Consider the following 25852-nt stretch of genomic DNA (forward strand, 5'->3'; position numbering starts at 1 on the left):
TGGCGGGCCAGCAGGATGTGTTCGCGAGTTTGCGGCATGGGGCCGTCAGCGGCCGAGCACACCAGGATGGCGCCGTCCATTTGCGCGGCGCCGGTAATCATGTTCTTCACATAGTCGGCGTGGCCCGGGCAATCGACGTGCGCGTAGTGGCGGGTTTCGGTTTCGTATTCGACGTGCGCGGTGTTGATGGTGATACCGCGGGCCTTTTCTTCCGGCGCGCTGTCGATCTGGTCGTAGCCCTTGGCTTCGCCGCCGAACTTCTTCGACAGGATGGTGGTGATCGCAGCGGTCAGCGTGGTCTTGCCGTGGTCAACGTGGCCAATCGTGCCAACGTTTACGTGCGGCTTCGTCCGCGTGAACTTTTCCTTTGCCATGATATTTCCTTCTCGAGAACCTGAAATATGCCAGCGTAAAAATGGAGCCGATGATGGGAATTGAACCCATGACCTCTCCCTTACCAAGGGAGTGCTCTACCCCTGAGCTACATCGGCGCGTCTTGGAGCGGGTGAAGGGAATCGAACCCTCGTCATAAGCTTGGAAGGCTTCTGCTCTACCATTGAGCTACACCCGCAGGATCAGCTCCACTAGCAGTAACGCAGACTTCACACCGCGAAGCAGCATTTGGTGGAGGGGGAAGGATTCGAACCTTCGAAGGCAGTGCCGTCAGATTTACAGTCTGATCCCTTTGACCGCTCGGGAACCCCTCCTGCAAGAGACCGGCATTATGGGTAAGGCCCTTCAGTGTGTCAAACGCTTTTGCAGCCCAAACCCCAAGAAAATGGACACTCGCCTGATCTGAAAGGAAATTCAGTATTTCGTCGATCTCAAAAGCCATCGATTCATACGTTGAGAAGCTCCTCAGCGACCCAGGCGTGGGGCGCAACCATCGCCAAACAATGTACAAGCCTCGTACCTACCGCTGACGACACATCGGCCGCCACGCCACTTTTCATGGCACCCCAATAAGACGCCCCCAGCAACCAGCCTCCAATACTCCATATTGCAACCACCACGAGCCCACCCGGCTTGAAGGTGGCGCCACCTTGGGAGCAAACCATAGACGACGCTCGCCATGGCGCTTCGCGCACCAAGCCTGCGCGTTCAAGCCCGCCAGCATGTTTTTGCAGAAAGTCGTTGACACCCCAATCCCGGCAGTGTTTAATGCGCCTCTCTTCAGCGGCCAGTTAGCTCAGTTGGTAGAGCAGCGGATTGAAAATCCGCGTGTCCGTGGTTCGATTCCGCGACTGGCCACCAAGATTTCGAAAGCCGAATGCAATAGCATTCGGCTTTTTTGCGTTTGCGTCTTTCCTTCCACACATCCTCAACACCGATGTGGTGTTTCCTTGCGCACTCAGGTTTAATGTCGAGCGCCTCGCTCGATAACTTTTGTAAGAAATATTCGCATTAAATCTGACGCATAGGATTCATTGTATGGCGCACAAATATATAACTTGGCGACGCTGGATAAGCAGCGTTGCAACTGTCGGCGTTCTCGCTCTTTTAGCCGGATGTAACGGTTCGGCCGAAGGAGATAGCGGGGGCCCCGGCCCGACCCAGCCTCCAGCATCCGCTCAGCAAGCTCGCGTGGTGATCTCCCCCAGCCAAGCCGCCTTGAGCCTTAGCGCTCCAGCCACTATCACAGCCACCGTCCTCGACGCGGAAAACAATCCCGTCCCTGGCGCGGTGGTGGCCTTCTCGACCGACGACTCACTGGCCTTGGCCCAACCCAAAAGTCGTATCTCGGATGCCAGTGGCAAGGCAAGCACGACTTTGTCGGTAGCCAGCATTGCTGCGAGCAGTCAGGTCGGCACCCTGGTCGCCACCGCGACCTACTCCGTGGGCGATACCAAGGTCACAGCCAGCGGTTCCATGGTTTACGAGATCGGCGCGTCTGCCCTGCAGATCAGTTCACTTACCGTCGGCAACGCTGCAATCGGCGCCTATGCGACGACTGCCGTCACCGCCTCCATCCTTCTGACCGACGGGACACCCGTAGCCAATCAAGTGGTTTCGTTCACCTCGGTGTGCGCAGGCGGCTCAACCCCCAAGGCAGTGGTCGATGGCTCCGCGCTGACCGACAGCAGTGGCGTTGCGCGGGTGTCCTACACCGATAAAGGCTGCTCGGGCCAAGACACCATCACCGCCACCACTGCCGGGGTCAGCAAGTCGGTATCGATCAGCGTGGCGCCCCCCGCAGCGAGCTCCTTGCAATTCCAGGCTCTGACCCCTGCCAACGGCATCATCACCCTGAAGGGCTATGGCTCGGCGAGCCGCCCTGAGACTGCGCAAGTTCAGTTCAAGCTGGTGGATAACAACAATCAGGGCATCGCTGGCCAACCCATTGTCTTCACCCTCGATGTTCAGGTGGGTGGGGTCAAGCTCGCCAACGCCAACGGTCAAGGCCAGGTTACCGCGATCACCGACAGTAACGGCTTGGTTTCCGCGACCGTCGAGGCAGGCAACCAGCCCACGCCGGTGCGTGTCATCGCGACTTCTGGTGCACTGTCCTCTCAGTCCTCACTGCTTTCGATTAGTACCGGCTTCCCCGATCAGGACAGCATGTCCCTGTCTGCGGAGCGCTACAACATCAATGCCTGGGGCTATGACGGCGCGACCAGCGCGATCACCATCCGCCTCGCCGACCACTTCAACAATCCGATCCCGGACGGCACTGCCATCAACTTCATTACCGATGGCGGCCGGATCGGCAATGGCACTCAAGGCAGTTGCACCACCACCAATAGCCAGTGCTCGATTACGCTGAGCAGTCAAAACCCGCGCCCGGCCAATGGTCGAGTTCACATCGTGGCCTACGCCATCGGTGAAGAAAGCTTCGTCGATAAGAACAACAACATCGTCGCCGATCAGGCAAACGAACTCGTCGACATCAATGGCCATTCCAGCGATCAAGGCGAAGCCTTCATCGATGTGGACGAAGACGGCATGTTCACCCAAGGCGTGGATCAACTGGTCGACTTCAACAACGACGGTACTTACAACGGGCCGGACGGCAAGTTCAACGGTTCGCTGTGCGCTTCCAGTTTTGCAGGTTGCTCGAGCGTCAAGAGCTTGAATGTGTTCCAGCAGGCTACTTTCATCTTTTCCTCCGACCACCCGGCGACCCCGGTACCGGTTGCTGCAATGGCTCCCTATGCCAATCTGGCAGGGATCAACCTGTCGTGCTCGGGCGGCCCTCAGACGATCGGCCTCTACATTCCGGACTTCAAGGGCAACGTATTACCCGCAGACACCCAGGTCCAGATCAGCAAGGCAGCAAATTCGGACGGCGTCACAATTGCCTTCGGTGGCAGCCACACCGTCCTTAGCGCCGCTCCGGCGCTGAATGCCAGGATTCCTGGGCTGACGGTATTCACGCTGGCTTTGGCACCGCCGAGTTCCGGCTGCGCAGCCAGCACCGGCACGTTGGTCGTCAAGGTCAGCGCTCCTGATCACGATGGCGGCTCTACGCTGGAGACTTCGTTTCCGCTGTCCTATAACCTGAACTAAAGCAGTTTCTCGGTTTCAGCTAAAAGCCCCTGCATATGCAGGGGCTTTTTTTGACTTGGCATCTTCCAATTACGGCGAACCATCCCACCCATATCGCGCCAAGTCGATTCGGCCCTTCTCGCCAAACACCACCCCCTCCGCTTCCAGCAAAAAACGCTGCAAATCATCATTCCCATCCAACCCACGCGGACTGATCCGTCCCTGATGGTTTACCACTCGCTGCCACGGCAGTGTGTCGTCCAGGCAGCGCCCCACCAAGCGGGCATGTCGCGGATAACCAGCCAGCCGCGCGACGGTGCCGTAGGTGCAGACGCAACCACGGGGAATGCGGGCCACGACGGCGCGGATGGCCTGGCGGATGCCGGCGCTGTTCGACTTCATTTGAGAACTCCTTCCGGACAAGCAAAACGGGACGGCAATGCCGTCCCGTTTCAGTTCAATGACAAGCGCACCAATCTATTTAATTACTTGCGCTCCACCTGCGACACATCGCGCACTGCGCCGGTGTCGGAACTGGTGGTCATCGCGGCATAAGCGCGCAACGCCGGAGACACATAGCGCTCGCGGTTGAGCGGCTTCCAGGCGTCGCCGACCTTGGCTTCCATCTTGCGGCGGCGCTCGGCCAGTACTTCGCTGCTCACCTGCAATTCGATGGTGCGGTTGGGGATGTCGATCTGGATGATATCGCCCTCTTCCACCAGACCGATGGCGCCGCCTTCCGCCGCCTCGGGCGAGACGTGGCCGATGGACAGGCCCGACGTGCCACCGGAGAAGCGGCCGTCGGTCAGCAGCGCGCAGGCCTTGCCCAGGCCCTTGGACTTCAAATAGCTGGTGGGATACAGCATCTCCTGCATGCCGGGCCCCCCCTTCGGGCCTTCGTAGCGGATCAGTACCAGGTCGCCCGCGACGATCTGGTCGGCCAGGATGCTTTCCACCGCCGCGTCCTGACTTTCGAAGATGCGGGCACGACCGGTGAACTTGAGGATGCTTTCGTCGACACCGGCCGTCTTCACGATGCAGCCGCGCTCGGCGATATTGCCGTACAGCACGGCCAAGCCGCCGTCCTGGCTGTAGGCATGGGCCTTGTCGCGAATGCAGCCCTCGGCGCGGTCCTGGTCCAGATCCGGGTAGCGCATCGATTGCGAGAAGGCGATGGTGGTGGGGATGCCACCGGGCGCTGCGCGATAGAAATGGTGTGCCACGCTGTCCGGCTGGTGCTGCATGATGTCCCACTTGTCCAGCGCCTCACCGAGCGTGGCGCTGTGAACCGTCGGGTTGTCGCGATGGAGCAGTCCGGCGCGGGACAATTCGGCCAGGATGGCGATCACGCCACCGGCGCGGTGCACGTCTTCCATGTGGTACTTGGCGGTGGCCGGCGCCACCTTGGCCAGACACGGCACCTTGCGGCTCATGCGGTCGATGTCGGTCATCTTGAAATCGACGCCCGCTTCGTTGGCCGCAGCCAGCAGGTGCAGCACGGTATTGGTCGAACCGCCCATGGCGATATCGAGCGCGATGGCGTTCTCGAATGCTTCGAAGGTCGCGATGGAACGCGGCAACGCGGATTCGTCGTTCTGCTCGTAGTAACGGCGGGCCAGCTCGACGATGGTGCGACCGGCCTGCAGGAACAGTTGCTTGCGGTCGGCGTGGGTAGCCACCAGCGAGCCATTGCCCGGCAGCGACAGGCCCAGCGCCTCGGTCAGGCAGTTCATCGAGTTGGCGGTGAACATGCCGGAGCACGAGCCGCAAGTGGGACAGGCGCTGCGCTCCACCTCGGCCACTTCCTCGTCCGAGACGTTCGGATTGGCGGCCTCGACCATGGCATCCACCAGATCGAGATGGCGTTCCTCGCCACGCCAGTTGACCTTGCCGGCCTCCATCGGGCCGCCGGAGACGAAGATCACCGGAATGTTGAGCCGCAGCGCGGCCATCAGCATCCCCGGGGTGATCTTGTCGCAGTTGGAGATGCACACCAGCGCGTCGGCACAGTGGGCATTGACCATGTATTCCACCGAGTCGGCGATCAGGTCGCGCGATGGCAGGCTGTACAGCATGCCGCCATGGCCCATGGCAATGCCGTCGTCCACCGCGATGGTGTTGAATTCCTTGGCGATGCCGCCAGCCTTCTCGATCTCGCGGGCGACCAGTTGCCCCAGGTTGTGCAGGTGGACGTGACCCGGTACGAACTGGGTGAACGAGTTGGCGATGGCGATGATCGGCTTGCCGAAATCGCCTTCCTTCATGCCGGTGGCACGCCACAGGGCACGTGCGCCGGCCATGTTGCGGCCATGGGTGGAAGTGCGGGAACGATAGGCGGGCATGACAACAAATCCTTGGGAGAAGCCGGTTCAAAGTCTCGCCACGGCGCGCCGGCCACGGGGCCGCCACGACGCGGGATCTTCATATATACCTGTGCAAGCACTTGATGCGATAGCCCATTTTCCGGCGGCGCCGGGCTGGGCGCCAGTGGCCGGGGAGGATCGCCAGCTGATAGCCAAGGGTTGCTTGCGAAGCAGGTATAATGCGGCGATTTTATCGGAAAGCCCCCTCCCATGCTCGTCCATCCGCAATTCGACCCCATCGCCTTTTCGCTTGGCCCCGTGTCGGTGCATTGGTATGGATTGATGTATCTGCTGGGCTTTCTGCTGTTCCTGGGCCTGGGGCGCTGGCGCATCAAGCGCGGCAATCCCGCGGGCTGGCAGGTGCAGGATCTGGACGACCTGCTCTTCTATGGCGTGCTCGGCGTGATCGTCGGCGGCCGCCTCGGCTACGTGCTGTTCTACAAGCCCGATTTCTACCTGCATCACCCGATCGACATCATCAAGGTGTGGGAAGGCGGCATGGCCTTCCACGGGGGCTTCCTCGGTGTGCTGGTCGCGCTGTGGCTGTTCGGTCGCAAGACCGGACGTAGCTTCTTCCAGGTGTCGGATCTGGTCGCCCCGCTGGTGCCGCTGGGGCTGGCCTTCGGTCGCCTGGGCAACTTCATCAACGGCGAATTGTGGGGCCGGGTCACCAGCATCGACGCACCGTGGGCGATGGGCTTCCCGCAAGCACGCTCGGCCGATGCCAGCCTGGCGGCGACCAATCCGCAATGGCAGGAGTGGCTGTTCCAGTACGGCATGCTGCCGCGCCATCCCTCCCAGTTGTACCAGTTCGCGCTGGAAGGCGTGGTGCTGTTCAGCATCCTGTGGTGGTATTCCGCCAAGCCGCGCAAGACCGGCCAGGTCTCGGCGCTGTTCCTGCTGGGCTACGGCCTGTTCCGCTTCATCGCCGAATTCGCCCGCGAGCCCGACGACTTCCTCGGCCTGCTGGCGATGAACCTGTCGATGGGGCAATGGCTGTCGCTGCCGATGATCCTGATCGGCGCGCACATGCTGTGGTGGAGTTCGCGCTCGCGCTGACCCCCCGGAACTTCACCGCGTCATCCGGCTCATTCGGTCATGCCCGCTCAACGGATCCGCCATGACTGAATTGATGACGCCCCAAACCGGCTGGTACCTGCTGGCCGCCATTCTGGTGCTGGTGGGCTTTCTGGGCACCCTGCTGCCCATGCTGCCCGGCACGCCCCTGATCTTCGGCGGGATGCTGGTCGCCGCCTGGGCCGACGGCTTCCAGCGGGTCGGCTGGCTGCCCTTCCTGATCCTGGGTTTCCTGTTGCTGTTGTCGGTCGTGCTCGACTACGTGGCCGGCGCGCTGGGTGCCAAGAAATACGGAGCCAGCAAGGAAGCGCTGTGGGGATCGATCCTCGGTTCGCTGCTCGGCATCTTCGCGGGCCTGCCCGGCCTGCTGCTCGGCCCTTTTGTCGGCGCGGCGCTGGGCGAGTACTACGCCCGCCGCGACCTGGAGCAGGCCGGCAAGGTCGGGGTTGCCACCTGGATCGGCCTGATCCTGGGCGCCATCGCCAAGGTGGCGGTCGCGCTGGCGATGCTGGGCGTGTTTGCGCTGGCGTGGTTCTGGTAACCGTTCGGTAGAAACTTTCGCGCTCTTCGTCGGCTCTGCGCTAGCATTTGTTGACAAACTCTAGCAGGAGACTTTCATGTCCAGCTTGCCCCTGCCCGAAGATGAGGTGCTGTTTTTCGTCAACCGGGGCGAGGAACGCCGCAAGGTGGAAGCCCTCGAACCCCCGTTCATCACCGAGGATGGCCTGGTGCTCTACGAGCGCCGCAGCGGGGATGAGCGCCGCGCGCATGCGCCGCAGCTGACCTCAAAACCAGCGTCGCAACTTGAAGTAACCAATCAACCCGGCCGCTAGCGCACCCATCGCCCCCAGCGCCAGGAAGTACCCCCACCGCCAGTGCAACTCCGGCATGTTGTCGAAGTTCATGCCGTAGATCCCCGCCACCAGCGACAGCGGCATGAAGATCGTGGTCACCGCCGTCAGCATGCGCATCTGCAGGTTCATCCGGTTGGATTGCAACGCGAGATAGGTGTCCTGCAGGCTGCCGACCAGATCGCGCAGCGCCTCGGTGCTTTCGATCAGCTGCACGGTGTGGTCGTAGACATCGCGCAGGTAGAGCTGCGTTTCCGCGTGGAAGAAATCCGGGTCGTCGCGCTGCATCACGTTGACCACCTCGCGCGTCGGCCACAGCCCGCGCTTCAGGTACAGCAGCGCGCGACGCAGGCTCTGGATCTCGCTCATGTGCGCCGGCACCGGGCCGGTGGCGATGTCGTCGTCGACCTCCTCGATCCGTTCGCCGAGCTTTTCCACCACGCCGAAGTAGCGGTCCACCAGCTTGTCCAGCAGCGAATACACCAGGTAATCCGCCCCCAGCTTGCGGATCTGCGATTGGGCGTTCTTCAGGCTTTCGCGGATGCTGTTGAAGGTGCCGGTGGGCTTTTCCTGGAAGGTCAGCACGAAGCTGTGGCCGAGCACGATGGCGATCTGCTCGCTGCCCAGGTCGCCCCCTTCTTCCAGGTGGACCAGCCGCGCGATGATGAACAGGTAGCCCGGGTAGACCTCCACCTTCGGCCGCTGCTCGGTGTTGAGGATGTCCTCCATCACCAGCGGGTGCAGGTTGAAGCGCCGGCCGATGTACTTGAGCAGATCCAGATTGCCCAGGCCGTGCAGGTTCAGCCAGAAGGTCTTGTGCTGCGGCGTGAACTGCCGGCCTTCCTCCAGCGAGGTAAAGCGCGTCTCGAAGAACTCACCCTCTTCCGGGCCGAACTCGATCAGCGTCGCCAGGGTGTCCGCCGGGTTGTCGGGCCCCACGTAGCGCAGCGTACCCGGCGGGCTGCCGGCCTTGTCGGCGCGTGGATGGTGTCTCAGACGGGGTGGATGTGCAGCGGTCTTCCGGCCTTTTGCCATGCGCTGGCTTCCTCGTTCAACGCGAATTGGATCACCGGCTGCGCCGCCAGCCAGCGGTTGGAAATGGTCAGGCAATAGCCCATGCCCTGGCGGGACAGAACCAGCCTGGGCAGACGCGGGGATGCGCTGCGGGCGCGGTGCAGCAGTACCGCCAGCCGCAACGCCAGCAAGGCGGCCCATTGCGCGTCGTGCTCGCCCGGCGCGACCAGTTGCCCGCGTTGCGCCAGTGCCAGCATCGCCAGGCGTTCCTGCTCGGGCTGGGAAAAACCGGGCAGATCGGCGTGGCGCAGCAGGTAGGCGGAATGCTTGTGGAAATCGGCCTGGGCAATGCTCAAGCCTACTTCGTGCAGCAACGCCACGTCGCTCAGGCTGCGCCGCAGGCCCGGCTCGTCGGGCGCCAGTTGTTCGAATAGGCGCCCCGCCCACAGCGCCACCCGCTCGGCCTGCTCACCGTCGACGCGATGGCGACGGGCGAACGACGCCACGGTCCGGTCACGGATGTCGACCGCGCGGCGACGCGCCATCAGGTCGTACATCACGCCATCGCGCAAGGCGCCGAAGGTGATCTCCATGCGCTCGATGCCGAATGCCGCGAACGCGGCCGCCATGATGGCAAAACCACCGCCCATCACCGGGCGCCGATCCTCGCGGATGCCGGCCAGCTTCACGTTGTCGATGTGGCCCGCGCTCAGCAACGCCTCGCGCAGCCGGGCCAGGCCCTCGCGACAGATGCCCCCTTGCGAGTAACCATTGGCCTCCAGCACGTCCAGCAACGCCCGTGCCGTGCCCGAAGTGCCGACCGCCGCCTGCCAGTGTCGCGCCCCGAATGCCACTTCGAACGGCTGGAAGGCCGCCCGCGCGGCCAGCTCCGCCTCGCGCAAGCACGCTTCGGTCAGGCTGCCATCGTCGAAATAGCGCAGACTCCACGACACGCTGCCCAAGGGCACGCTCTCGGTGCAAAGTGGGGTGAACTGGCGACCGACGATCAGTTCGGTGGAGCCGCCGCCGATGTCCACCACCAACCGCCGTTCGCGCGACGAGGGCAGGCTGTGCGCGGCCCCCAGGTAGATCAAGCGGGCCTCTTCCCGCCCGCCGATGACTTCGATGGGAAAACCCAGCGCGGCTTCGGCGCGCGGCAGGAAATCGGGCGCGTTGCGCGCCACCCGGAAGGTATTGGTCGCCACCGCCCGCACCGCATCGGGCGGCAGGCCGGCCAATGTCGAGGCGAAGCGCCGCAGTGCCGCCAGGGCCTCGTCCTGCGCGGATGCGGTCAACACGCCCTGCCCGTCCAGGCCGGCGCCCAGACGTACCGTTTCCTTCAGGGTGGTCACCGGGCGGGGGTTGCCGTTGACCACGCGGATCACCTGCAAACGAAAGCTGTTGGAACCGAGATCGACTGCGGCGATCAGGGGGTGATCCGGCATGGCGGGGTCCGTCGGCGAAGATGGCGCCTACCTTAGCGTGCGGCCCCTGGCTTGTGCAAACGGCAGGGTATCGCCCGCAATGAAAAAGGCGGCCGAAGCCGCCTTTTCCGGTACCAGCGTGAATCCGCTTACTCGCCTTGCGGCGTCGTCACCACGCGGTCCATTTCCTCGACACTCTTGTGGCGCACATCCTGGCCCTTGACCAGATAGACCACCTGCTCGGCGACGTTCACCGCCAGGTCGCCGATGCGTTCGATGGCCTTGGCGATCCACAGGATGTCCAGCGTCAGCGAGATCGACCGCGGGTCTTCCATCATCACCGTGATCAGCTGGCGTTGCAGGCCGCGGTACTCGGCGTCGAGCACCTGGTCGGCGCGCTTGACCTCGGTCGCCGGCACCGCGTCGAGGCGGGCGAACGCATCCAGCGCGCGCGACAGCATGTCCAGCGCCTGCTGGGCGATGTGGTTCAGTTCGGCGAAGCGCGGCACTTGCAGCTTGCCGGCTTCGTAGATGTTCTTGGCACGCTGGCAGATGCGCGAGGCCTTGTCGCCGATGCGCTCCAGGTCCTCGACCGACTTGATCACCGTCATCACCATGCGCAGGTCGCTGGCGGCGGGCTGGCGGCGGGCAATCATGTGGATGCACATGTCGTCCAGGTTCAGGTGCATCTGGTCGACACGCTCTTCCTGCTCCAACACCTTTTCGATGATGGCCATGTCGCCCGTGGCGAGCGCCTGCATCGCCAGCCGAACCTGTTCTTCGACCAAGCCAGCCATGCCCAGGACGCTCGAGCGGATCGCTTCGAGCTCGGCATCGAACTGCTTGGAAATATGTTCGGACATGCGTCGTTTCTCCGGCTTACTGATCATGGCAAGGTAGCAGGTCCGTGTTACGTAAATGTTTCAAATCCATGCCGCGCGCTTGAAACAGTGGGAGCATGGGCGGTCGGCCAGTTGATAGTGGGAACCGTAGCGATTCCGGCCGATGGAGCTAGTTTAGGGGTGCCCACCGGACTTGGCGAGCACCCACGCGCCCCCTGTGGCGCCGCTCAGCGGTAGGTCTTCACGCCGTCGCGCGTACCCAGCAGCAGCACGTCGGCCCGGCGACGGGCGAAGATGCCATTGGTCACCACGCCGACGATCTGGTTGATCTCGGTTTCCAGCTTGGTGGCCTCGGTGATCTGCAGGCCATGCACATCGAGGATCACGTTGCCGTTGTCGGTGACCACGCCTTCGCGGTAGGCCGGATGCCCGCCCAGCTTCACCAGCTCGCGCGCCACGTGCGAGCGCGCCATCGGGATCACTTCCACCGGCAGCGGGAACTGGCCCAGCACCGACACGTACTTGCTCTCGTCGGCGATGCAGACGAAGCGCTCGGCCACGGCGGCAACGATCTTCTCGCGCGTCAGCGCGGCGCCGCCGCCCTTGATCATCTGCAATTGATGGTTGATCTCGTCCGCGCCATCCACGTACACCGGCAGCGTATCGACACTGTTGAGATCGAGCACGGCGATGCCGTGGCCCTTCAGGCGCGCCACCGAGGCCTCCGACGACGATACGGCCCCCGCGATCCGGCCCTTGATCCTGGCCAGCGCATCGATGAAGTAGTTGGCGGTCGAGCCGGTGCCGACGCCGACGATGCAATCTTCGGGGATGTGGGCAATGGCGGCTTCGGCCGCGGCGCGCTTCATTTCGTCTTGGTTCATCGTTGGCTCCTGGTTCGCATGGGGAAAATGGCGAGGATTGTAGAGCCAAACCTTGGCACGCCCTCTGCTCGCGATCAAGCGGCACCGGCCGGCCAGGCCGCCGCGCGTTCAAACCAGGCTGGAGATGTACTCGCGGATGCCGTCGAGCAGCATCTGTACCGCGATCGCGGTCAGCACCAGACCCATCAGCCGCTCGAATGCCGTGGTCACCCGCTCTCCCAGCCAGTGGCTGATCTTCTCGGCGAACGCCAGCGTCAGCGCGCAGACCACCATGGTCAGGGCCAGCGCCGCCACCCATTCCCACAGCCGCGCCGGCTCGCGCGACACCAGCAGCAGCACCGTGGCCAGCGCCGACGGCCCGGCGATGAGCGGAATCGCCAGCGGGACTACGAACGGTTCGTCCGCCGGGTGGTCGGCGCCATTGCCGTGGGGGGCCGGGAACACCATGCGCAGCGCGATCAGGAACAGGATCACCCCACCGGCGATGCCCAGCGAGGTTTCGGACAGGTGCATCACCTGGAGAAATTGCCGCCCGAACAGCATGAAGGCGAACAGCACGCAGAACGCCACGGTGATCTCGCGGATCACCACGATGGAGCGCCGTTGCGGCGCGACGTTGCGCATCTGGGAGACGAAGATCGGCAGGCTGCCGAAGGGATCGGTCACCAGCAGCAGCAGGACGAAGGCGGAGAGAAACGAAGTGGATTCCATCCACGCATGCTAGGCATCCCCCGCCGCGACGCCATCGGGGCGAACCCTAGCTCGGCAAATTTCCTTGAAATAGGTCAATTGCCGAGCAATTGACAGCCCGTTTCGATACACGGTCGCGCGGCGTTTCCATTGATCGGCGCTGCCGTCCATCCTGGAACCAACGCCGCTCATAATTCCTCTTACCGGAGTCCTTTCCCGGACCACTAGGAGATCATCATGGTACGTACAGCTACGATCGGCTTGCTTGCCAGCCTGCTTGCGCTGAGCGTGACGCCGGCTTTCGCCGACGACGATCTATCCACCGCCGACACCACCGTCGCCAATGCGCCGCCGCAATACCGCAATCTCAATGTGCCCAATGACGAAAAGCCCGACAACGTCATGACACGCATCCAGATGCGCGGTGGACCGAGCAGCAACTGACCTTCTTCGAAGGCATGACATCCAAAAGAAAACCGGGGCCGAAGCCCCGGTTTTTCATTGCCGCGATCCCGCTTACGGCAGCGTCTTCAGATGGTTCTTCACCGGTACCGAGAAGTTGTAGCCATCGTGCTTGTCCCAGTTGATCGACCAGGTCATCACGCCACGGGTGGTCGGATAGGCCTGCTTCGGCTTGACGGTGCCGCAATCGACCAGCTTGGTCAGGCAGTTCATCGACTTGGTGATCACGTCGGTGGTCACGAAGCCGGTGTTGGCCGAACTGCGGCCGCTCGGCACGCCGAACGCCACCTGATCCGGACGCAGGCCCTTGAACTCCCAGCCAGCGCCGCCGACAGTCTTGAAGCCTTCGATCAGCATCAGGCTGCCGCCGACCAGACCATCCACCGTGCCTTCGTTCAGCTGACCATACGGCGTCCACAGGCCACCGTTGTTGTAGTACTGGACGTGGATCATGGTCAGGTCGTCACGCAGACCGTCGATGATCGGCAGGTAGGCGCCCCAGATGCCCGAGTAAGCCACGTAGCCGCCCTGCACATACGGGTGTTCCGGTGCCATCGACAGGTAGAAGCTCGGGCCGACCTTGGCCTTCAGCTGCTTCATCGCGGTGATCAGGTTGTTGATGATCGGGGTGCCGAGCACCACGCCCGCGCCGCTTTCCAGGTCGAGGTCGATACCGTCCAGGCCGTACTTGGTGATCAGGCCGTACAGGCTGTTGACGAAGTTGTTGACGTTCTCGGTGGTGTTCAGCGTCATGCGGCCTTCCTGGCCGCCCAGCGACAGCACCACCTTCTTGCCCTTGGCGCGCTTGGCCGCGATGTCGGCGATGAACTCGGCCTCGGTCCCGGCATTGGCATCCAGGGTGAAGGTGACGTTGCCGTTGCCGGCGTCTTCACCGAACGACAGCATGATCACGTCCCAGTCGTCCGACACGTCGCGGATGCGGATGGTCGGGCCCGACGGGTTGGTGAAGTTGTGCCAGTAGCCGATCAGCGCGTGCTTGGGCAGGCCGTCGTTGCCCGGCGGGGTCGGGGTGGGGGTCACCACCGGCGTCGGGGTCGGAGTGACGACCGGCGTCGGAGTCGGCGTGACCACCGGGGTCGGCGTGGGGGTCACGACCGGGGTCGGGGTCGGCGTCACCACAGGCGTCGGAGTCGGCGTGACCACCGGGGTCGGCGTGGTGCTGCCGCAATTGCCTAGGTTCTTCCACACGCCCCAGTCACCGGATTGAGCCGGATTGTCGCCTTGCGTCCACCACTTGGCTTCGTAGTTCACGCCGTTGTAGGTCACACGGGCGCCGCCGTTATAGACCGAGCCGGCGGCCCAGGCCTGATAGCAGGCGGTCGGTGCCGGGGTCGGCGTGACGACGGGGGTCGGCGTCGGGGTCACGACCGGGGTCGGGGTCACCACCGGGGTGGGCGTGGGGGTGACCGGCGTCGGAGTGGGCGTGACGGTCGGGGTCGGCGTCGGGGTGCCGCTGGTCACGCCCAGGTCTTTCCACAGCGTGGGCGTGGACGCGGGATTCCAGTTGGCGCCAGTGTAGGCGGTGTGGGTCACCAGGGCCTGGTAGTCGTGGCCGTTGTAGGTCACCACGGTGCCGGCGCTGTAGGTATTGCCTTCCTGCCAGGCCGGCGCGGCATGCGCCACCATGACACCGCAAGCGACGACGAGCGCGGCCAGCAGCCGGCTCACCCGGGGGGTGAAACGTGCGTTCATTGGATTCCTCCATCCATGGTTTTTCGTCTTGTCGGCTGGTTGGCTTGGCGCCACCGCCGTGCGCTCTCTGTTTACGCCGCACTGTAAGGCATGTCAACCGCCTGCACAGCGCCGGAAAATTAGAAAAAACAGATACTTGCCAAGACAACCCGCTCAACCAGCGAAAACCGCCGATTATCAGCAAATCGACGGTATCCGGTGGGCTTTTCGGCAGGACATACGCATACCAGTCGTTGTCAGCAAATGCTGATGAAGCATGCAGTCATGCACCGATATGTCCTTTTCGACGCCGAAACAACCCCGCCGCGGCGGGGTTGTTTCGGGCGTTGTCGAAGATCAGAACTCGCCGAAGATCCGGCTGAAGTCCCACTGGTTCTGCACGATGCCGCTGCACTGCCAGTTGGCGGCGGTGTTGCCCGGGCAGTTGCCGTTGTCGCGGCCCAACGACCAGAAGGTCAGCATCCCCATCCCCTGCTGCTTGGCGAAGTCGCGCACCTGGCGCGCATCCGCCAGGGTGAACACTTCGACGGGGGTGTCGTTCTGGCCGATCATCGCGGTGGCCGACAGCATGCCCCAGTACTGGGCGTCGGTCTTGCCGGGCCACAGGTTCTTGATCTGGGCATGCACCTTCTGCAACGCCAGGATCGAGCGGGCGCCCATCTGGTTGCCGGAAACGCCGTCGTAGTAATCCATGATCATCGGGTTGACCAGGCTGACTTCGACGCCGGCATTCTTGGCCGATTGCAGCACGTACAGGTTCTCGCTGTTGAAGCCGCCGTCCGGGTTCACGCCCAGGGTGTACGACACGAACACGGTCTTGCCCTTGGCCTTGGCGCGATCCTGGAGAATCTTCAGCGCGGCGTTGCGGCGATCGACCACCGCCACCTCCAGGTTGTTGTTGCCCGGGGCGTTTTCGGGGTCGAGGTCCAGACGGTTGGTGCCGAAGCGGTCCAGCACGTTTTCGTAGGTGGTCGCCAGCGCCGAGGCGTCGGTGCAGCTGCGCGCCAGGTCGTTGGCGTTCCAGCCGCCCGACGACACGATCACGTTGCCGCCGAACGCCTTGAGCGAATTGGCCTGGCTGAGCAGCCCGGCTTCGCCGGTCGGCCAGCCGCCATTGCAGCCGCCCGCCGAGTTGAAGAACGCCAGCGACACGTAACGTCCGCCGGTGGCCTGCGCCCAGCCCGACAGATCCATGCTACCGCTCACGTCGATGTACGGCGCGAAGCGGATCGACGACGACGGCGTGGGGGTCGGCGTGGTGGGCGTCGGGGTCGGGGTGACCGGGGTCGGAGTCGGGGTAACCGGGGTCGGCGTCGGGGTAACCGGCGTCGGAGTCGGCGTGACGCCGCCACAGTTGCCGATGTTCTTCCACACGCCCCACTCGCCGGATTGCGCCGGGTTGTCGCCCTGGGTCCACCAGCGGGCCTCGTAATTCACGCCGTTGTAGGTGACGCGGGCCCCGCCGGTGTAGACGCCGCCGCTGGTCCAGGCCTGATAGCAGGTCGAGGGCGTCGGGGTCGGGGTGACGACCGGCGTCGGCGTGGGCGTCACCACCGCGGTCGGCGTCGGCGTGACAACGGGGGTCGGGGTGGGTGTGACCGGCGTCGGGGTCGGCGTCGGCGTGCCGCTGGTGACGCCCAGGTCCTGCCACAGCGTCGGGGTGGCCGCCGGGTTCCAGTTGGCGCCGGCATAGGCGGTGTGGGTCACCAGGGCCTTGTAATCGTGGCCGTTGTAGCTGACCACGGTACCGGCGTTATAGGTATTGCCTTCCTGCCAGGCCGGCGCGGCATGCGCGGCCATCACGCCGCCGGCCAGGACCAGCGCCAGCAGCAGTCGCGTCGCGCGCGTGGGTTGTTTCAACATCTTCTTCTCCTCCTAGTGATCGACGCGTCGTGCGCGTCATGGCTATGTCGCCGCCGCAGCGGCGCATTCCGACCAGGACGGGCGCCGGCTGGCGCCCTCCCCGATCAATAGCGGATGTTCGGGAAATCCCGCTTGGCCTGCTGGAACTGGGTTTCCCAGTCGGCCGGCCAGCCGAAGGCCTGGGTCGCCAGCGGCTTCAAGTCCTTGCCGGCGGCGCCGCTCATGAAGTGGATGTATTCGCCCCAGTTCAGGTTGCGGGTGTAGTCGCGGCCGTTGTTGGGGAAGTACTGGCCCAGCAACTGGAAGTACTTCGTCATCACCTGGGCGCGACCATGGTCGCGCCACAGCGGATAGAACCAGTCGCGGAACCAGTAGGTGCCGGCGCGCGGGAAGCTGTCGCTGCCGGCCATCCAGCGGTTGTAGACCTCGGTGGCCTGCTGGCTCATGCCCAGCCCGACATAGGCGTCGTAGATGTAGAACTCCATCCACTTGCTGTCGCCCCACAGCGGGAAGGCAGGCGAGCCGTGCTTGCCGCTGGCGATCGACTCGACCACGTGCCCGGTCTCGTGGGTGACCACTTCGTACTGCGGGTTGATCCAGTTGCCGCCGCCGACGTCACTGACATTGCGGTAGTCGTGCGAGGCGTCGTACACGGTGGACGGGTGCCCGCCCCAGTACTTGCTTTCGTGGTGCAGCGAGTAAAGCCGGTCGGTGGCCAGGGTGGTCGGGCCATAGGTCTGCTGGGCGTACTGCCACATGCGGGTCAGGTAGGGCAGCATCCACTTGCCGGCGTCGCGGTTGACGTCGGCGTCGAAGTAGATGGCGACGGTGTCGTTGTACGCGATCAGCGCCATGTTCTGCTGGTGCTCGAACCAGTGCTCCTGCCAGGTCGCCGGCGGCGCGGCGAACTTCGCCGGCGGAGTGGCCGTGCCGGGGCAACTGCCGCCGGCCTGCCACAGTGCCGGGGTGTTGGCGGGTGTCCAGTTGATGCCGGGCCCGAGCGCGTGCGGCACCAGCGCGCGGTAGTTCTGTCCCTGATAGCGCACCACCGCGCCTTCGCCGTAGCGGCCGACAGCGGACCAGTCGGCGCAGCCGGGTGCCGGCGTCGGGGTCGGTTGCGGGGTCGGGGTTGGAGTCGGCTGCGGCGTGGGCTGGACCGTCGGCGTGGGCGTCGGCCGTGGAGTCGGAGTCGGGGTGGGTTGCGGCGTGGTCGTACCGCAGTTGCCCAACGTCTTCCACACGCCCCAAGCGCCCGATTGCGCCGGGTTCTCGCCCTGAGTCCACCACTTGGCTTCGTAGTTGACGCCGTTGTAGGTCACACGTGCGCCGCCGTTGTACACCGCCGCCGCGCCCCAGGCCGCGTAGCAGCTACCCGTTGCCGGCGTGGGGGTGGCCGGCGTGGGCGCCGGGGTCGTTACAGCGGTGGGCGTGGGGGTCGGCGCCGGTGTGGCGCCGCTGCCGGCGCCCAGGTCCTGCCAAAGCGTCGGGCTGGCGGCGGGATTCCAGTTGGTGCCGGCGTACGCGGTATGCGTCACCAGCGCCTTGTAGTCGTGGCCGTTGTAGCTGACCACGGTGCCGGCGGTGTAGGTGTTGCCTTCCTGCCAGGCCGGCGCGGCATGCGCCGCCAGCATGGCGAACGCGAGCAGCAGCCCGCCGAGCACGCTACGGCGTGCTTGATGTCTTGGTTGCATTGCACACTCTCCATTGTCCCTGGATGGGGGTACGGCACTCGTTGGTGCCGGGACCGCGCATCCGGCAACGTGACCACGGCCGACCGAGGGACCGGTGGCCACGTTGCCGGTGGCGGCTTGTTATAGGCCCGGCTTGCGCCGGGCGGGTGCCAGGGCGATTCGCCCTAGTTCCTCAGCTCAAGGCATGGCATTGAAGTACGCGCGATGCTGGGTCGAGAATTCAAAGTTGTTGAACTTGTCCCAGTTGACCGACCACGTCATCAGACCGCGCATGTTGGGGTAGCTGGCCGACGGCTTGTAGCTGCCGCAGCTGGTTCCCTTCATCAGGCAGTTCAGCGCCGTCTGCACATCGGCGACGCTGGTGAAGCCGCCACCCGCGTTGCCGTTGGCCGGCAGGCCGATCGCCACCTGTTCCGGGCGCAGCGCCGGGAACTGGAAGCTGGTGCCCGCAACCTTGAAGCCCTTCAGCAGCATGTCGGTCATCGCCACGTGGAAGTCGGCGTTGCCCATCGTGTGGTACTGGTTGTCCAGGCCAGTGATCGGGCCGGAGTTGTAGTCCTGCACGTGGAGCAGCGTCAGATCGTTGCGCATGGCGTAGATCACCGGCAGGTAGGCGCCGGCGCGGGTGTCGCAACCGGCGCAGGTGCCGCCGTAGAAGCTGTAGCCCAGCTGCACGAAGAAGGTTTCCGGGGCCATGGTCAGCACGAACTTGCTGCCGTACTTGGCCTTCAGTTGCTTCAGCGCGCTGATCAGGTTGACGATCACCGGCGAGGTCGGATTGGCGACGTCGTTGTCACCCGCGTTCAGTTGCAGCGAGTGGCCTTCGAAGTCCACGTCCAGGCCGTCCAGGCCGTATTTGTCGATGATGGCCGACACCGAATTGACGAAGGCGGTCGCGGCGGCGGGGCTTTCCAGACGCACCTGGCCGTTGGCGCCACCGATCGAGATCAGTACCTTCTTGCCCTTGGCCTGCTTGGCCTTGATGGCGGCGATGAACTCGGCTTCGGATTCGACGTTCGGGCACTCGGTGGACGGACACATCTTGAATGCCACCTGGCCGCTGGTCGACGAGGTCGGCTCGGCGAACGACAGGTTGATCACGTCCCAGGCGTCGGACACGTCGGCCATGCGGATGTAGCCCGAGCCATTGGCGAAGCTGGCGTGCAGATAACCGACCAGCACGTGCTTGGGCAGGCCGTCGCTGCCGGGGGTCGGCGTCGGGGTCACCGGCGTCGGCGTGGGCGTCACCGGCGTCGGGGTCGGCGTGACCGGGGTCGGCGTCGGGGTCACCGGCGTCGGAGTCGGCGTGACGGGCGTCGGCGTCGGGGTCACCGGCGTCGGCGTGGTGCTGCCACAGTTGCCGATGTTCTTCCACACGCCCCAGTCACCGGATTGCGCCGGGTTGTCGCCCTGCGTCCACCACTTGGCTTCGTAGTTCACGCCGTTGTAGGTCACACGCTGGCCGCCGGTATAGACCGAGCCGCTGGCCCAGGTCTGGTAGCAGCTGGTGGTCGGCGTCGGGGTGACGCTGGGGGTCGGGGTCACCACCGGAGTGGGCGTCGGGGTGACGACCGGGGTCGGGGTGGGGGTCACCGGCGTCGGGGTCGGCGTGACCGGGGTCGGCGTCGGCGTGGTGCTGCTGACGCCCAGGTCCTGCCATAACGTCGGGGTGGCCGCCGGATTCCAGTTGGCGCCGGCGTAGGCGGTGTGGGTCACCAGGGATTTGTAGTCGTGGCCGTTGTAGCTGACCACCGTGCCCGCGGCGTAGGTATTGCCTTCCTGCCAGGCCGGCGCGGCGTGCGCGGCCATCACGCCCAGCGCGAACACGGCGCTGGCCAGGATGCGGGTCATCAGTCTGTTGGGGTATTTCACTCTCCATCCTCCTTATGGGTACTGCAATGGGTGGCGCGCACCGGCGCGCACCCGACCAAAAGCCGGCGCCCCGCCCCGGAATCGGGAGCGGGGCGGTCAGCCTCAAAAACGCCTTACTTGATCGACTTGATCAGCTCCTTGCACTCGGCCGCGGTGACGTTCTCGCCGCAGGTGGCGATCTGGTCTTGCGGCTTGCCGTCGGCCACGTCGCTGACCAGGGTGTTGCCCAGCACGTGGTTGACGGCGTTGAGGTTGTAGCCGTTGTCCTGTTCGATCTGCCAGAAGAACACCCCGGCCAGGCCCTTGTCCTTGGCGTACTGCGCCTTCAGGCCCGCGGTGCGCGGCGTTTCCAGCGAGATGTACGACCAGCCGCTCGGCCCGATGGGGTTCACCGCGAAGTCGGCGTTGGACAGCTTGTCGGTGTACAGGTGATACCCGTTGCGCGGCTTGATCTCGCGGTCGAGGTAGTTCTGGTACAGGTCGTAGCCTTCGACCACGCCCGCTTCCCAGCTGCCCACGCCGGCGATGCCGGTGATGAACGAGGTACCGGTCCAGTTCGGGTCGCCGAAGGTGGTGTCACCCTTCAGGCCGTTGGTGTACTCGGTGATGTCGCCCGGCAGGATCGCCTTGGAACGGTGGTAGTTGGCCACGCCGATCATCATCTTGTTGAACGGCACCCCGTACTGGCGATTCAGGTACTCGATCATCCAGCTCGCCGACGACCCGGTGGACGACCCATTGGCGTTCGGGTTGTTGTAGAGCGGGGTGTGATGGCTGATGTTGCGTTCCCACGCCCCGGTCAGGTCGTAGGTCATCACGTACAGCCGGTCGAGGTACTTGTTGATCTCGGTCCAGGCCAGCTTGTCGATCTTGCCCTGGGTGGCCGGGATCGCCGACGACAGGCGGTACTTCTTGCCGGTCTTCACGGTGAGCCAGTCCATCGCCGCGCGCAGGTCCTTCAGCAGTTGCAGGTAGTTCTGCGGATCGTCGGGGCGCGCCATGCCGGGCACCGCGCCATCGCTGGCGGGGTATTCCCAGTCGATGTCGATGCCGTCGAAGTCGTAGCGCTCCAGGAACGCGACGATGGAATCGACGAACACCTTGCGCCGGGTCGGATCGGAAGCCATCCACGGGAAGCCCTCGGACAGCGTCCAGCCGCCCACCGACAGATCCAGCTTCAGGTTCGGGTTGGCCTTGCGCAGGTTGTACAGCACGCCGAACACGCCGCCGACGTCGTCCTTGCCGATCTCGTACATGCCTTCGATGCCCGAGATCTTGGCGGTCTGGCCGCCCGGCTGGTTGCGCAGGAACGCGGCCTCGTAGTCGGCCATCGCCATCGCGCCGTCCGGCAGCTTGGTGGTGCCCAGACCGCAGGTGCGGTTGACCGCGGCCGGTGCCGTGGTCGGGAAGCCCGGATCCTGGGTGTTCTTCGCGGCGGGGAAGCAGATGCCGGCAAAGCCGTACACCAGGCGGTCCAGGTTCTTCACCGGCAGCTTGCTGAAGTCGAAGCGGCGGCCGTAGATCGCCCAGTCGCCCAGGTACGCCACGCGCTCCTGGCCGGCGGTGGCGGTGTAGACGTTGTGTTGCAGCGTCAGCGTGCCGGGGGGCAGCTTGGCGACGCGACCGCCGGTATCGGCGTCGAAGCCCGGATGGTTGCCGCCCGGATCGGTGGCGGGGTTGATGCCGCCGCGCGTGCCGGCCGCCGCGGTGGACGCGGTATTGGAAATGCGGGTGGCGCTGATGGCGCCCGCCGGCTTGACCACGCCCGAGTTGGCGTTGCCGGTGACCGGCTGCGCGGTGCCGTAGTTGATGTTGTTCGGCACCGAGACCGGGCACAGGTCGCCGTTGGGCACGCCCACCAGCTTCCATTGGTTGGTGTAGACGGTGCTGTCCGGCGGAATGGCGTAGGTATCGACCAGCGCTTCATAGGCAGCGCCCTTGTAGCCGACGACCTTGCCCTTCGGGTAGATCTTGGTGGCGACCCATTCCGGCGCGCAGAACGGCGTGGTCGGCGCGGGGGTCGGGGTGGGGCCGCCCGGGGTCGGGGTCGGCGTGGTGCCGCCGCAGGCGGTGTCGGGCTGGAACAGCGCGCCGACGCTGGCGGGATCCCAGCCGGCCTGCGCGGTGTGGGTGACCAGCGCCTTGTAGCTCTTGCCGTTGTACAGCAGCGAAGAGCCGGCGGTGATCGACAGGCCCGGCGCCCAGGTCGGGCAGGTGCCGGCGGGCGGGGTCGGGGTCACCGGGGTGGGCGTCGGGGTCACCACCGGCGTCGGGGTCGGGGTGACCACGGGGGTCGGGGTGGGGGTGACGACAGGCGTCGGGGTCGGGGTCACCACCGGGGTCGGGGTGACGGTCGGGGTCGGCGTGACCACCGGAGTCGGCGTCGGGGTCACCACGGGCGTCGGGGTCGGCGTCGGCGAGGACGTCACCACCTGCCACAGCGTCGGCGTGGCGGCCGGGTTCCAGTTGGTGCCGACATAGGCGGTGTGGGTGACCAGCGCCTTGTAGTCCTTGCCGTTGTATTGCACGACGGTGCCGGCCGTATAGGTACTGCCTTCGGCCCAGGGTGCGGCGTACAGGCCCGCGGCGGTCAATAGCGCCACCAGGCCCGCCGCGAGCAATCGAAGATTGCGTGCATTGCGGTTCATTTGTGCTCACTCCATCTCGTTGAATGACGCCTTGATGGCGTCTGTGCGGTCTGTCGACGGCGGTGCCGTCGGACATGTCCCCATCCTGCTGGCGCAGGCTGGCCCGCTGCGGTCTGCTGCCGCGGTCGGGCAACCGGGCGGCGCGCCCTCACAGGGAAAGCGCGCCGCGCCGGAAACCCGCCCCGTTGCCGGGGCGGACACTGCCGGTGTTCCGGCTTACTTCACGGCGCTCATCACGCCGGTCAGTTCACCGTTCAGGTCACCGTCGAGCGACCAGCTGAACATCCCGCCCAGGCCCTTCGACTTCACGTAGTCGATCTTGGTCTGGATCACGGCCGGGGTGTCGTAGCTCCACCAGTTGGTGCCGTCGTACTTGTACGACTGCTTGGTCACCGGGTGGACGTACACCGTGCCGGCGGCGTTCTTCAGCACCTTGTAGTCCTCGATACCGGCTTCGTACGTGCCGCGGCCCGGGGCGGTGGCGGCCTGGTACAGACCGTTGTTGACGTTGGCCACGCCGGTCCAGCCACGACCGTAGTACGGGATACCGACGATCAGCTTGTTGGCGGGTGCGCCGGCGCCGACCAGCGCGGTGATCGCGTCGTCGATGTTGTAGCTGCGCGCCACACCGATCGAGGGATCAGCCGGATCCGGGTACAGGTGCGATTGGAAGTTGGTCGGACCTTGCGCATCCCAGCCACCGTGGAAGTCGTAGGTCATGACGTTGATCCAGTCGAGGTACTGGCTGTACTTGGCCGGTTCGGTCTGGTCGATCTTGTCCTTGCCCGCGCCGATGGCCACGGTCAGCAGCTTGTGGCCGCTACCCAGCGCATCGAGTTGCTTGCGGAACTCGGCCAGCAGCAACGTGAAGTTCTGCTTGTCCTCGGGCGCCACGGTGTTGTACGGCTGACCGATCACGGCCGGGAATTCCCAGTCGATGTCGATACCGTCGAAGATGCCGGCACCGGTGCCAGGACCGCCGCGGCCGCTGTAGCTGGCCAGGTTGCCCTTGATGAAGGTGTCGATGCACGAGCTCACCAGTTGCTTGCGCAGCGCGTCGGTCTTGGCCGCGGCCGAGAACCACTTGGACCAGGTCCAGCCGCCCAGCGAGATCAGCACCTTCAGGTTCGGGTACTTGGCCTTCAGCGCCTTCAGTTCGCCGAAGTTACCGGCCACCGGCGAATCCCAGGTGTACGGCTTGCTCGGATCGACCAGGCGGGACGGGGTGCGACCGTAGTCGGCCCAGGCGTCGCCACCGGTGCCGGCATCCGGCGCGTTCGGGTTGGTCGCGCCCTGCTCCAGCTTGTCGATGCCGGTCGCGCACTCGTAACCGCCATTCTTCTGGTAGAGGTTGCCGAAGGCGTAGTTGATGAAGGTGAGCTTGGCGGCGGCGCCGGAGGACACGATGTCGGCCACTTCGTAGCCACGGCCGTACACGCCCCACTGCGCGAAGTACGAACCGGCCTGACGGGCAACGCCCGGAGTCGGGGTCGGCGTCGGGGTGACCGGCGTCGGGGTGGGCGTCACCGGCGTCGGGGTCGGCGTCACGGGTGTCGGGGTCGGGGTGACCGGGGTCGGCGTCGGGGTCACCGGCGTCGGGGTGGGCGTCACCGGCGTCGGCGTCGGGGTGGTGCCGCCCGAGCAGTTGCCCAGGTTCTTCCACACGCCCCAGTCACCGGATTGCGCCGGGTTGTCGCCCTGCGTCCACCACTTGGCCTCGTAGTTCACGCCGTTGTAGGTCACGCGCGTGCCGCCGGTGTAGACACCGGTGCTGGTCCAGGCCTGATAGCAGGTGGAGGTCGACGGCGTCGGGGTGACGCTCGGGGTCGGGGTCACGACCGGAGTCGGCGTCGGCGTCACGACGGGCGTCGGCGTCGGGGTTACCGTCGGGGTCGGCGTGGGCGTCGGGGTGCCGGTGCTGGCGCCCAGGTCCTGCCACAGGGTCGGGGTGCCGGCCGGGTTCCAGTTGGCGCCGGCGTAGGCGGTGTGGGTCACCAGGGCCTTGTAGTCATGGCCGTTGTAGCTGACCACGGTGCCCGCGGTGTAGGTGCTGCCTTCCTGCCATGCCGGCGCGGCGAAGACGCCGGCCGACAGCGACAGCAGGGTGATCAGGACGGCATGACGCGCGCGTCCTTTGGCTTTGTTGAACATTCTCACTCCATCCTCTATCAGTGATGACCTGGTGCCCCGCCACGTACTTCCGGGTGGCGGGTGGCCATCGATGCGCTTTGCAGAAATCCGCCGCGTGGGCTGCGGATAAGGCAAGTCGGACGGTACGAAACCGCCCGCTATCCGGCAGCGCAAGCCGCCGAAATCCAGTTCAACCGAAAGAAATGCGCACAATCGGCGCGCCAATGGAATCGACGGCCAGCCGCCGCGGCATGGCGCCCGACGACTTCCAATCACCGGCGACGGGCGTCAACCAATTGGCAACCACAATGTCGGCATTGGCCAATAACGAATGGATCGGCGCGGAATACGGCCGGGGCGAATTGGCCTTCCATTCATCCGAAACGAACGGTCTGGTATTGACCCGACAATCCAGGAATACCAGTTGGCCAATTTCATACGGACGCCGATTTGCACAGACCGAAAGGGAGGGAGTGGCGCGGAACGGGCGCCCACGCGGCACGCGCCGGGCCGCCATGGCCGGCCGCAGGCTGCGGCGGCTCAAGGCCCGACGGGAAGACCCGTGCTCAGTGGTACGATGCGGCGCAGGGGAAAGACGCGCCGAGCACGGGGAGATGGCATGCGCAGGACAGGCATGCGGCAGCGTACAATCGCGTGGCAGCGCCATTGGGTTTCATCTCCATCCATCCATCCGATCTTTTAATTTTTGAGGGTTGCCAATCGTGTGACAACCCACAATTATCATCGGCCGCCCACCCAATAAAATCAACAATCTTTCTCTAATTCTCCCGCCCTTCAATCGCCGCAATACGGCCTTTCATCGCCGTCAAACCCGCTGCAAA

General features: G+C 64.9%; 20 protein-coding genes and 4 tRNA genes. 6 read left to right on the forward strand and 18 right to left on the reverse strand.

The features are described from left to right. The 4 genes from C556_RS20240 to C556_RS0112325 all read right to left on the reverse strand — a co-directional run. Nucleotides 1-374, reverse strand: a 374-nt coding sequence (locus tag C556_RS20240; protein ID WP_018748562.1) for a GTP-binding protein, incomplete at its 3' end; no start/stop codon positions are given. A gap of 42 nt (nucleotides 375-416) precedes the next feature. Continuing rightward, nucleotides 417-491, reverse strand: a tRNA-Thr gene (locus C556_RS0112315). A gap of 6 nt (nucleotides 492-497) precedes the next feature. Continuing rightward, nucleotides 498-571 (reverse strand) — tRNA-Gly (locus C556_RS0112320). Nucleotides 572-622: 51 nt separating this feature from the next. After that, nucleotides 623-707: transfer RNA gene (locus C556_RS0112325), tRNA-Tyr, on the reverse strand. A gap of 471 nt (nucleotides 708-1178) precedes the next feature. Here C556_RS0112325 and C556_RS0112330 point away from each other — a divergent pair. Further along, nucleotides 1179-1254, forward strand: a tRNA-Phe gene (locus C556_RS0112330). A 330-nt stretch (nucleotides 1255-1584) separates the two neighbouring features. Beyond that, a complete protein-coding gene (locus C556_RS0112335; RefSeq protein WP_018748563.1) occupies nucleotides 1585-3507 on the forward strand; it encodes an Ig-like domain-containing protein in 1923 nt (640 codons plus the stop codon). 69 nt (nucleotides 3508-3576) lie between these two features. Here C556_RS0112335 and C556_RS0112340 read toward each other — a convergent pair whose 3' ends face one another. Together C556_RS0112340 and ilvD are read right to left on the reverse strand one after the other, a co-directional pair. Continuing rightward, entirely contained in the window at nucleotides 3577-3888 is a 312-nt protein-coding gene (locus tag C556_RS0112340) for an MGMT family protein (protein WP_018748564.1), read from the reverse strand. A gap of 83 nt (nucleotides 3889-3971) precedes the next feature. Further along, nucleotides 3972-5828 carry a dihydroxy-acid dehydratase gene (gene ilvD, locus C556_RS0112345; protein WP_018748565.1) on the reverse strand — a complete coding sequence of 619 codons (1857 nt, stop codon included), beginning with the start codon at nucleotides 5826-5828 and terminating at the stop codon, nucleotides 3972-3974. Nucleotides 5829-6059: 231 nt separating this feature from the next. Between ilvD and lgt the strand changes: the two genes are divergently transcribed. The 3 genes from lgt to C556_RS23010 all read left to right on the forward strand — a co-directional run bounded on the left by lgt (nucleotide 6060) and on the right by C556_RS23010 (nucleotide 7759). Beyond that, complete coding sequence (gene lgt / locus C556_RS0112350; protein ID WP_018748566.1) at nucleotides 6060-6908, forward strand: prolipoprotein diacylglyceryl transferase; 849 nt, start codon at nucleotides 6060-6062, stop codon at nucleotides 6906-6908. Between the two features lie 61 nt (nucleotides 6909-6969). Further along, the gene (locus tag C556_RS0112355) at nucleotides 6970-7467 is read left to right on the forward strand and encodes a DUF456 domain-containing protein (RefSeq protein ID WP_018748567.1); all 498 of its coding nucleotides are present in this window, start codon (nucleotides 6970-6972) and stop codon (nucleotides 7465-7467) included. Nucleotides 7468-7543: 76 nt separating this feature from the next. Continuing rightward, nucleotides 7544-7759: a hypothetical protein gene (locus C556_RS23010; protein ID WP_157236139.1), complete on the forward strand. Its 216-nt coding sequence runs from the start codon at nucleotides 7544-7546 to the stop codon at nucleotides 7757-7759. On the opposite strand, the gene corA is transcribed toward C556_RS23010, so the two are convergent. From corA to C556_RS0112385, 5 genes are all read right to left on the reverse strand, one after another. Further along, nucleotides 7712-8812 (reverse strand): magnesium/cobalt transporter CorA, encoded by a 1101-nt coding sequence (gene corA, locus C556_RS0112365; RefSeq protein ID WP_157236141.1) that lies wholly within the window; start codon nucleotides 8810-8812, stop codon nucleotides 7712-7714. The two genes, C556_RS23010 and corA, sit on opposite strands and share 48 nt — an antisense overlap. After that, nucleotides 8770-10236, reverse strand: a complete 1467-nt coding sequence (locus C556_RS0112370) for a Ppx/GppA phosphatase family protein (RefSeq protein WP_018748570.1) — start codon at nucleotides 10234-10236, stop codon at nucleotides 8770-8772. The genes corA and C556_RS0112370 overlap by 43 nt, the downstream gene beginning before the upstream one ends. A gap of 128 nt (nucleotides 10237-10364) precedes the next feature. Then, nucleotides 10365-11078 (reverse strand): phosphate signaling complex protein PhoU, encoded by a 714-nt coding sequence (gene phoU / locus C556_RS0112375; RefSeq protein ID WP_018748571.1) that lies wholly within the window; start codon nucleotides 11076-11078, stop codon nucleotides 10365-10367. A gap of 206 nt (nucleotides 11079-11284) precedes the next feature. After that, entirely contained in the window at nucleotides 11285-11941 is a 657-nt protein-coding gene (gene rpiA, locus C556_RS0112380; RefSeq protein WP_018748572.1) for a ribose-5-phosphate isomerase RpiA, read from the reverse strand. 108 nt (nucleotides 11942-12049) lie between these two features. Continuing rightward, nucleotides 12050-12652 (reverse strand): MarC family protein, encoded by a 603-nt coding sequence (locus C556_RS0112385; RefSeq protein WP_018748573.1) that lies wholly within the window; start codon nucleotides 12650-12652, stop codon nucleotides 12050-12052. Nucleotides 12653-12868: 216 nt separating this feature from the next. On the opposite strand from C556_RS0112385, the gene C556_RS0112390 reads away from it, so the two are divergent. Continuing rightward, on the forward strand, nucleotides 12869-13075 hold the full coding sequence (locus tag C556_RS0112390) for a hypothetical protein (protein ID WP_157236143.1): 207 nt from the start codon (nucleotides 12869-12871) through the stop codon (nucleotides 13073-13075). Between the two features lie 72 nt (nucleotides 13076-13147). Here the strand turns inward: C556_RS0112390 and C556_RS22300 are convergent, their stop codons facing one another. From C556_RS22300 to C556_RS23015, 7 genes are all read right to left on the reverse strand, one after another. Continuing rightward, complete coding sequence (locus tag C556_RS22300) at nucleotides 13148-14806, reverse strand: chitinase (RefSeq protein ID WP_018748575.1); 1659 nt, start codon at nucleotides 14804-14806, stop codon at nucleotides 13148-13150. A gap of 336 nt (nucleotides 14807-15142) precedes the next feature. After that, complete coding sequence (locus C556_RS22305; protein ID WP_018748576.1) at nucleotides 15143-16669, reverse strand: carbohydrate-binding protein; 1527 nt, start codon at nucleotides 16667-16669, stop codon at nucleotides 15143-15145. Nucleotides 16670-16773: 104 nt separating this feature from the next. After that, complete coding sequence (locus C556_RS21710; protein WP_083930572.1) at nucleotides 16774-18360, reverse strand: carbohydrate-binding protein; 1587 nt, start codon at nucleotides 18358-18360, stop codon at nucleotides 16774-16776. Nucleotides 18361-18537: 177 nt separating this feature from the next. Further along, complete coding sequence (locus C556_RS0112410; protein ID WP_018748578.1) at nucleotides 18538-20211, reverse strand: chitinase; 1674 nt, start codon at nucleotides 20209-20211, stop codon at nucleotides 18538-18540. Between the two features lie 134 nt (nucleotides 20212-20345). Continuing rightward, nucleotides 20346-22880, reverse strand: coding sequence for a glycosyl hydrolase family 18 protein (locus tag C556_RS0112415; protein ID WP_018748579.1), 2535 nt, complete (start codon nucleotides 22878-22880; stop codon nucleotides 20346-20348). A gap of 216 nt (nucleotides 22881-23096) precedes the next feature. Beyond that, on the reverse strand, nucleotides 23097-25031 hold the full coding sequence (locus C556_RS0112420) for a glycosyl hydrolase family 18 protein (RefSeq protein ID WP_018748580.1): 1935 nt from the start codon (nucleotides 25029-25031) through the stop codon (nucleotides 23097-23099). A gap of 169 nt (nucleotides 25032-25200) precedes the next feature. Next, nucleotides 25201-25554 (reverse strand): hypothetical protein, encoded by a 354-nt coding sequence (locus C556_RS23015; protein ID WP_157236145.1) that lies wholly within the window; start codon nucleotides 25552-25554, stop codon nucleotides 25201-25203. Between the last annotated feature and the right edge of the window lie 298 nt (nucleotides 25555-25852).

The sequence above is a fragment of the Chitiniphilus shinanonensis DSM 23277 genome (genome assembly GCF_000374805.1).
Taxonomy (GTDB): domain Bacteria; phylum Pseudomonadota; class Gammaproteobacteria; order Burkholderiales; family Chitinibacteraceae; genus Chitiniphilus; species Chitiniphilus shinanonensis.

Coding starts and splice junctions, on each gene's coding strand:
- C556_RS22300 (WP_018748575.1), bottom strand. CDS start 14,806: ATGAACGCACGTTTCACCCCCCGGGTGAGCCGGCTGCTGGCCGCGCTC.
- phoU (WP_018748571.1), bottom strand. CDS start 11,078: ATGTCCGAACATATTTCCAAGCAGTTCGATGCCGAGCTCGAAGCGATC.
- C556_RS0112410 (WP_018748578.1), bottom strand. CDS start 20,211: ATGACCCGCATCCTGGCCAGCGCCGTGTTCGCGCTGGGCGTGATGGCC.
- C556_RS0112385 (WP_018748573.1), bottom strand. CDS start 12,652: ATGGAATCCACTTCGTTTCTCTCCGCCTTCGTCCTGCTGCTGCTGGTG.
- C556_RS0112355 (WP_018748567.1), top strand. CDS start 6,970: ATGACTGAATTGATGACGCCCCAAACCGGCTGGTACCTGCTGGCCGCC.
- lgt (WP_018748566.1), top strand. CDS start 6,060: ATGCTCGTCCATCCGCAATTCGACCCCATCGCCTTTTCGCTTGGCCCC.
- C556_RS0112420 (WP_018748580.1), bottom strand. CDS start 25,031: ATGTTCAACAAAGCCAAAGGACGCGCGCGTCATGCCGTCCTGATCACC.
- C556_RS0112370 (WP_018748570.1), bottom strand. CDS start 10,236: ATGCCGGATCACCCCCTGATCGCCGCAGTCGATCTCGGTTCCAACAGC.
- rpiA (WP_018748572.1), bottom strand. CDS start 11,941: ATGAACCAAGACGAAATGAAGCGCGCCGCGGCCGAAGCCGCCATTGCC.
- ilvD (WP_018748565.1), bottom strand. CDS start 5,828: ATGCCCGCCTATCGTTCCCGCACTTCCACCCATGGCCGCAACATGGCC.
- C556_RS23010 (WP_157236139.1), top strand. CDS start 7,544: ATGTCCAGCTTGCCCCTGCCCGAAGATGAGGTGCTGTTTTTCGTCAAC.
- C556_RS0112340 (WP_018748564.1), bottom strand. CDS start 3,888: ATGAAGTCGAACAGCGCCGGCATCCGCCAGGCCATCCGCGCCGTCGTG.
- C556_RS22305 (WP_018748576.1), bottom strand. CDS start 16,669: ATGTTGAAACAACCCACGCGCGCGACGCGACTGCTGCTGGCGCTGGTC.
- C556_RS0112415 (WP_018748579.1), bottom strand. CDS start 22,880: ATGAACCGCAATGCACGCAATCTTCGATTGCTCGCGGCGGGCCTGGTG.
- C556_RS21710 (WP_083930572.1), bottom strand. CDS start 18,360: ATGCAACCAAGACATCAAGCACGCCGTAGCGTGCTCGGCGGGCTGCTG.
- C556_RS0112390 (WP_157236143.1), top strand. CDS start 12,869: ATGGTACGTACAGCTACGATCGGCTTGCTTGCCAGCCTGCTTGCGCTG.
- corA (WP_157236141.1), bottom strand. CDS start 8,812: ATGGCAAAAGGCCGGAAGACCGCTGCACATCCACCCCGTCTGAGACAC.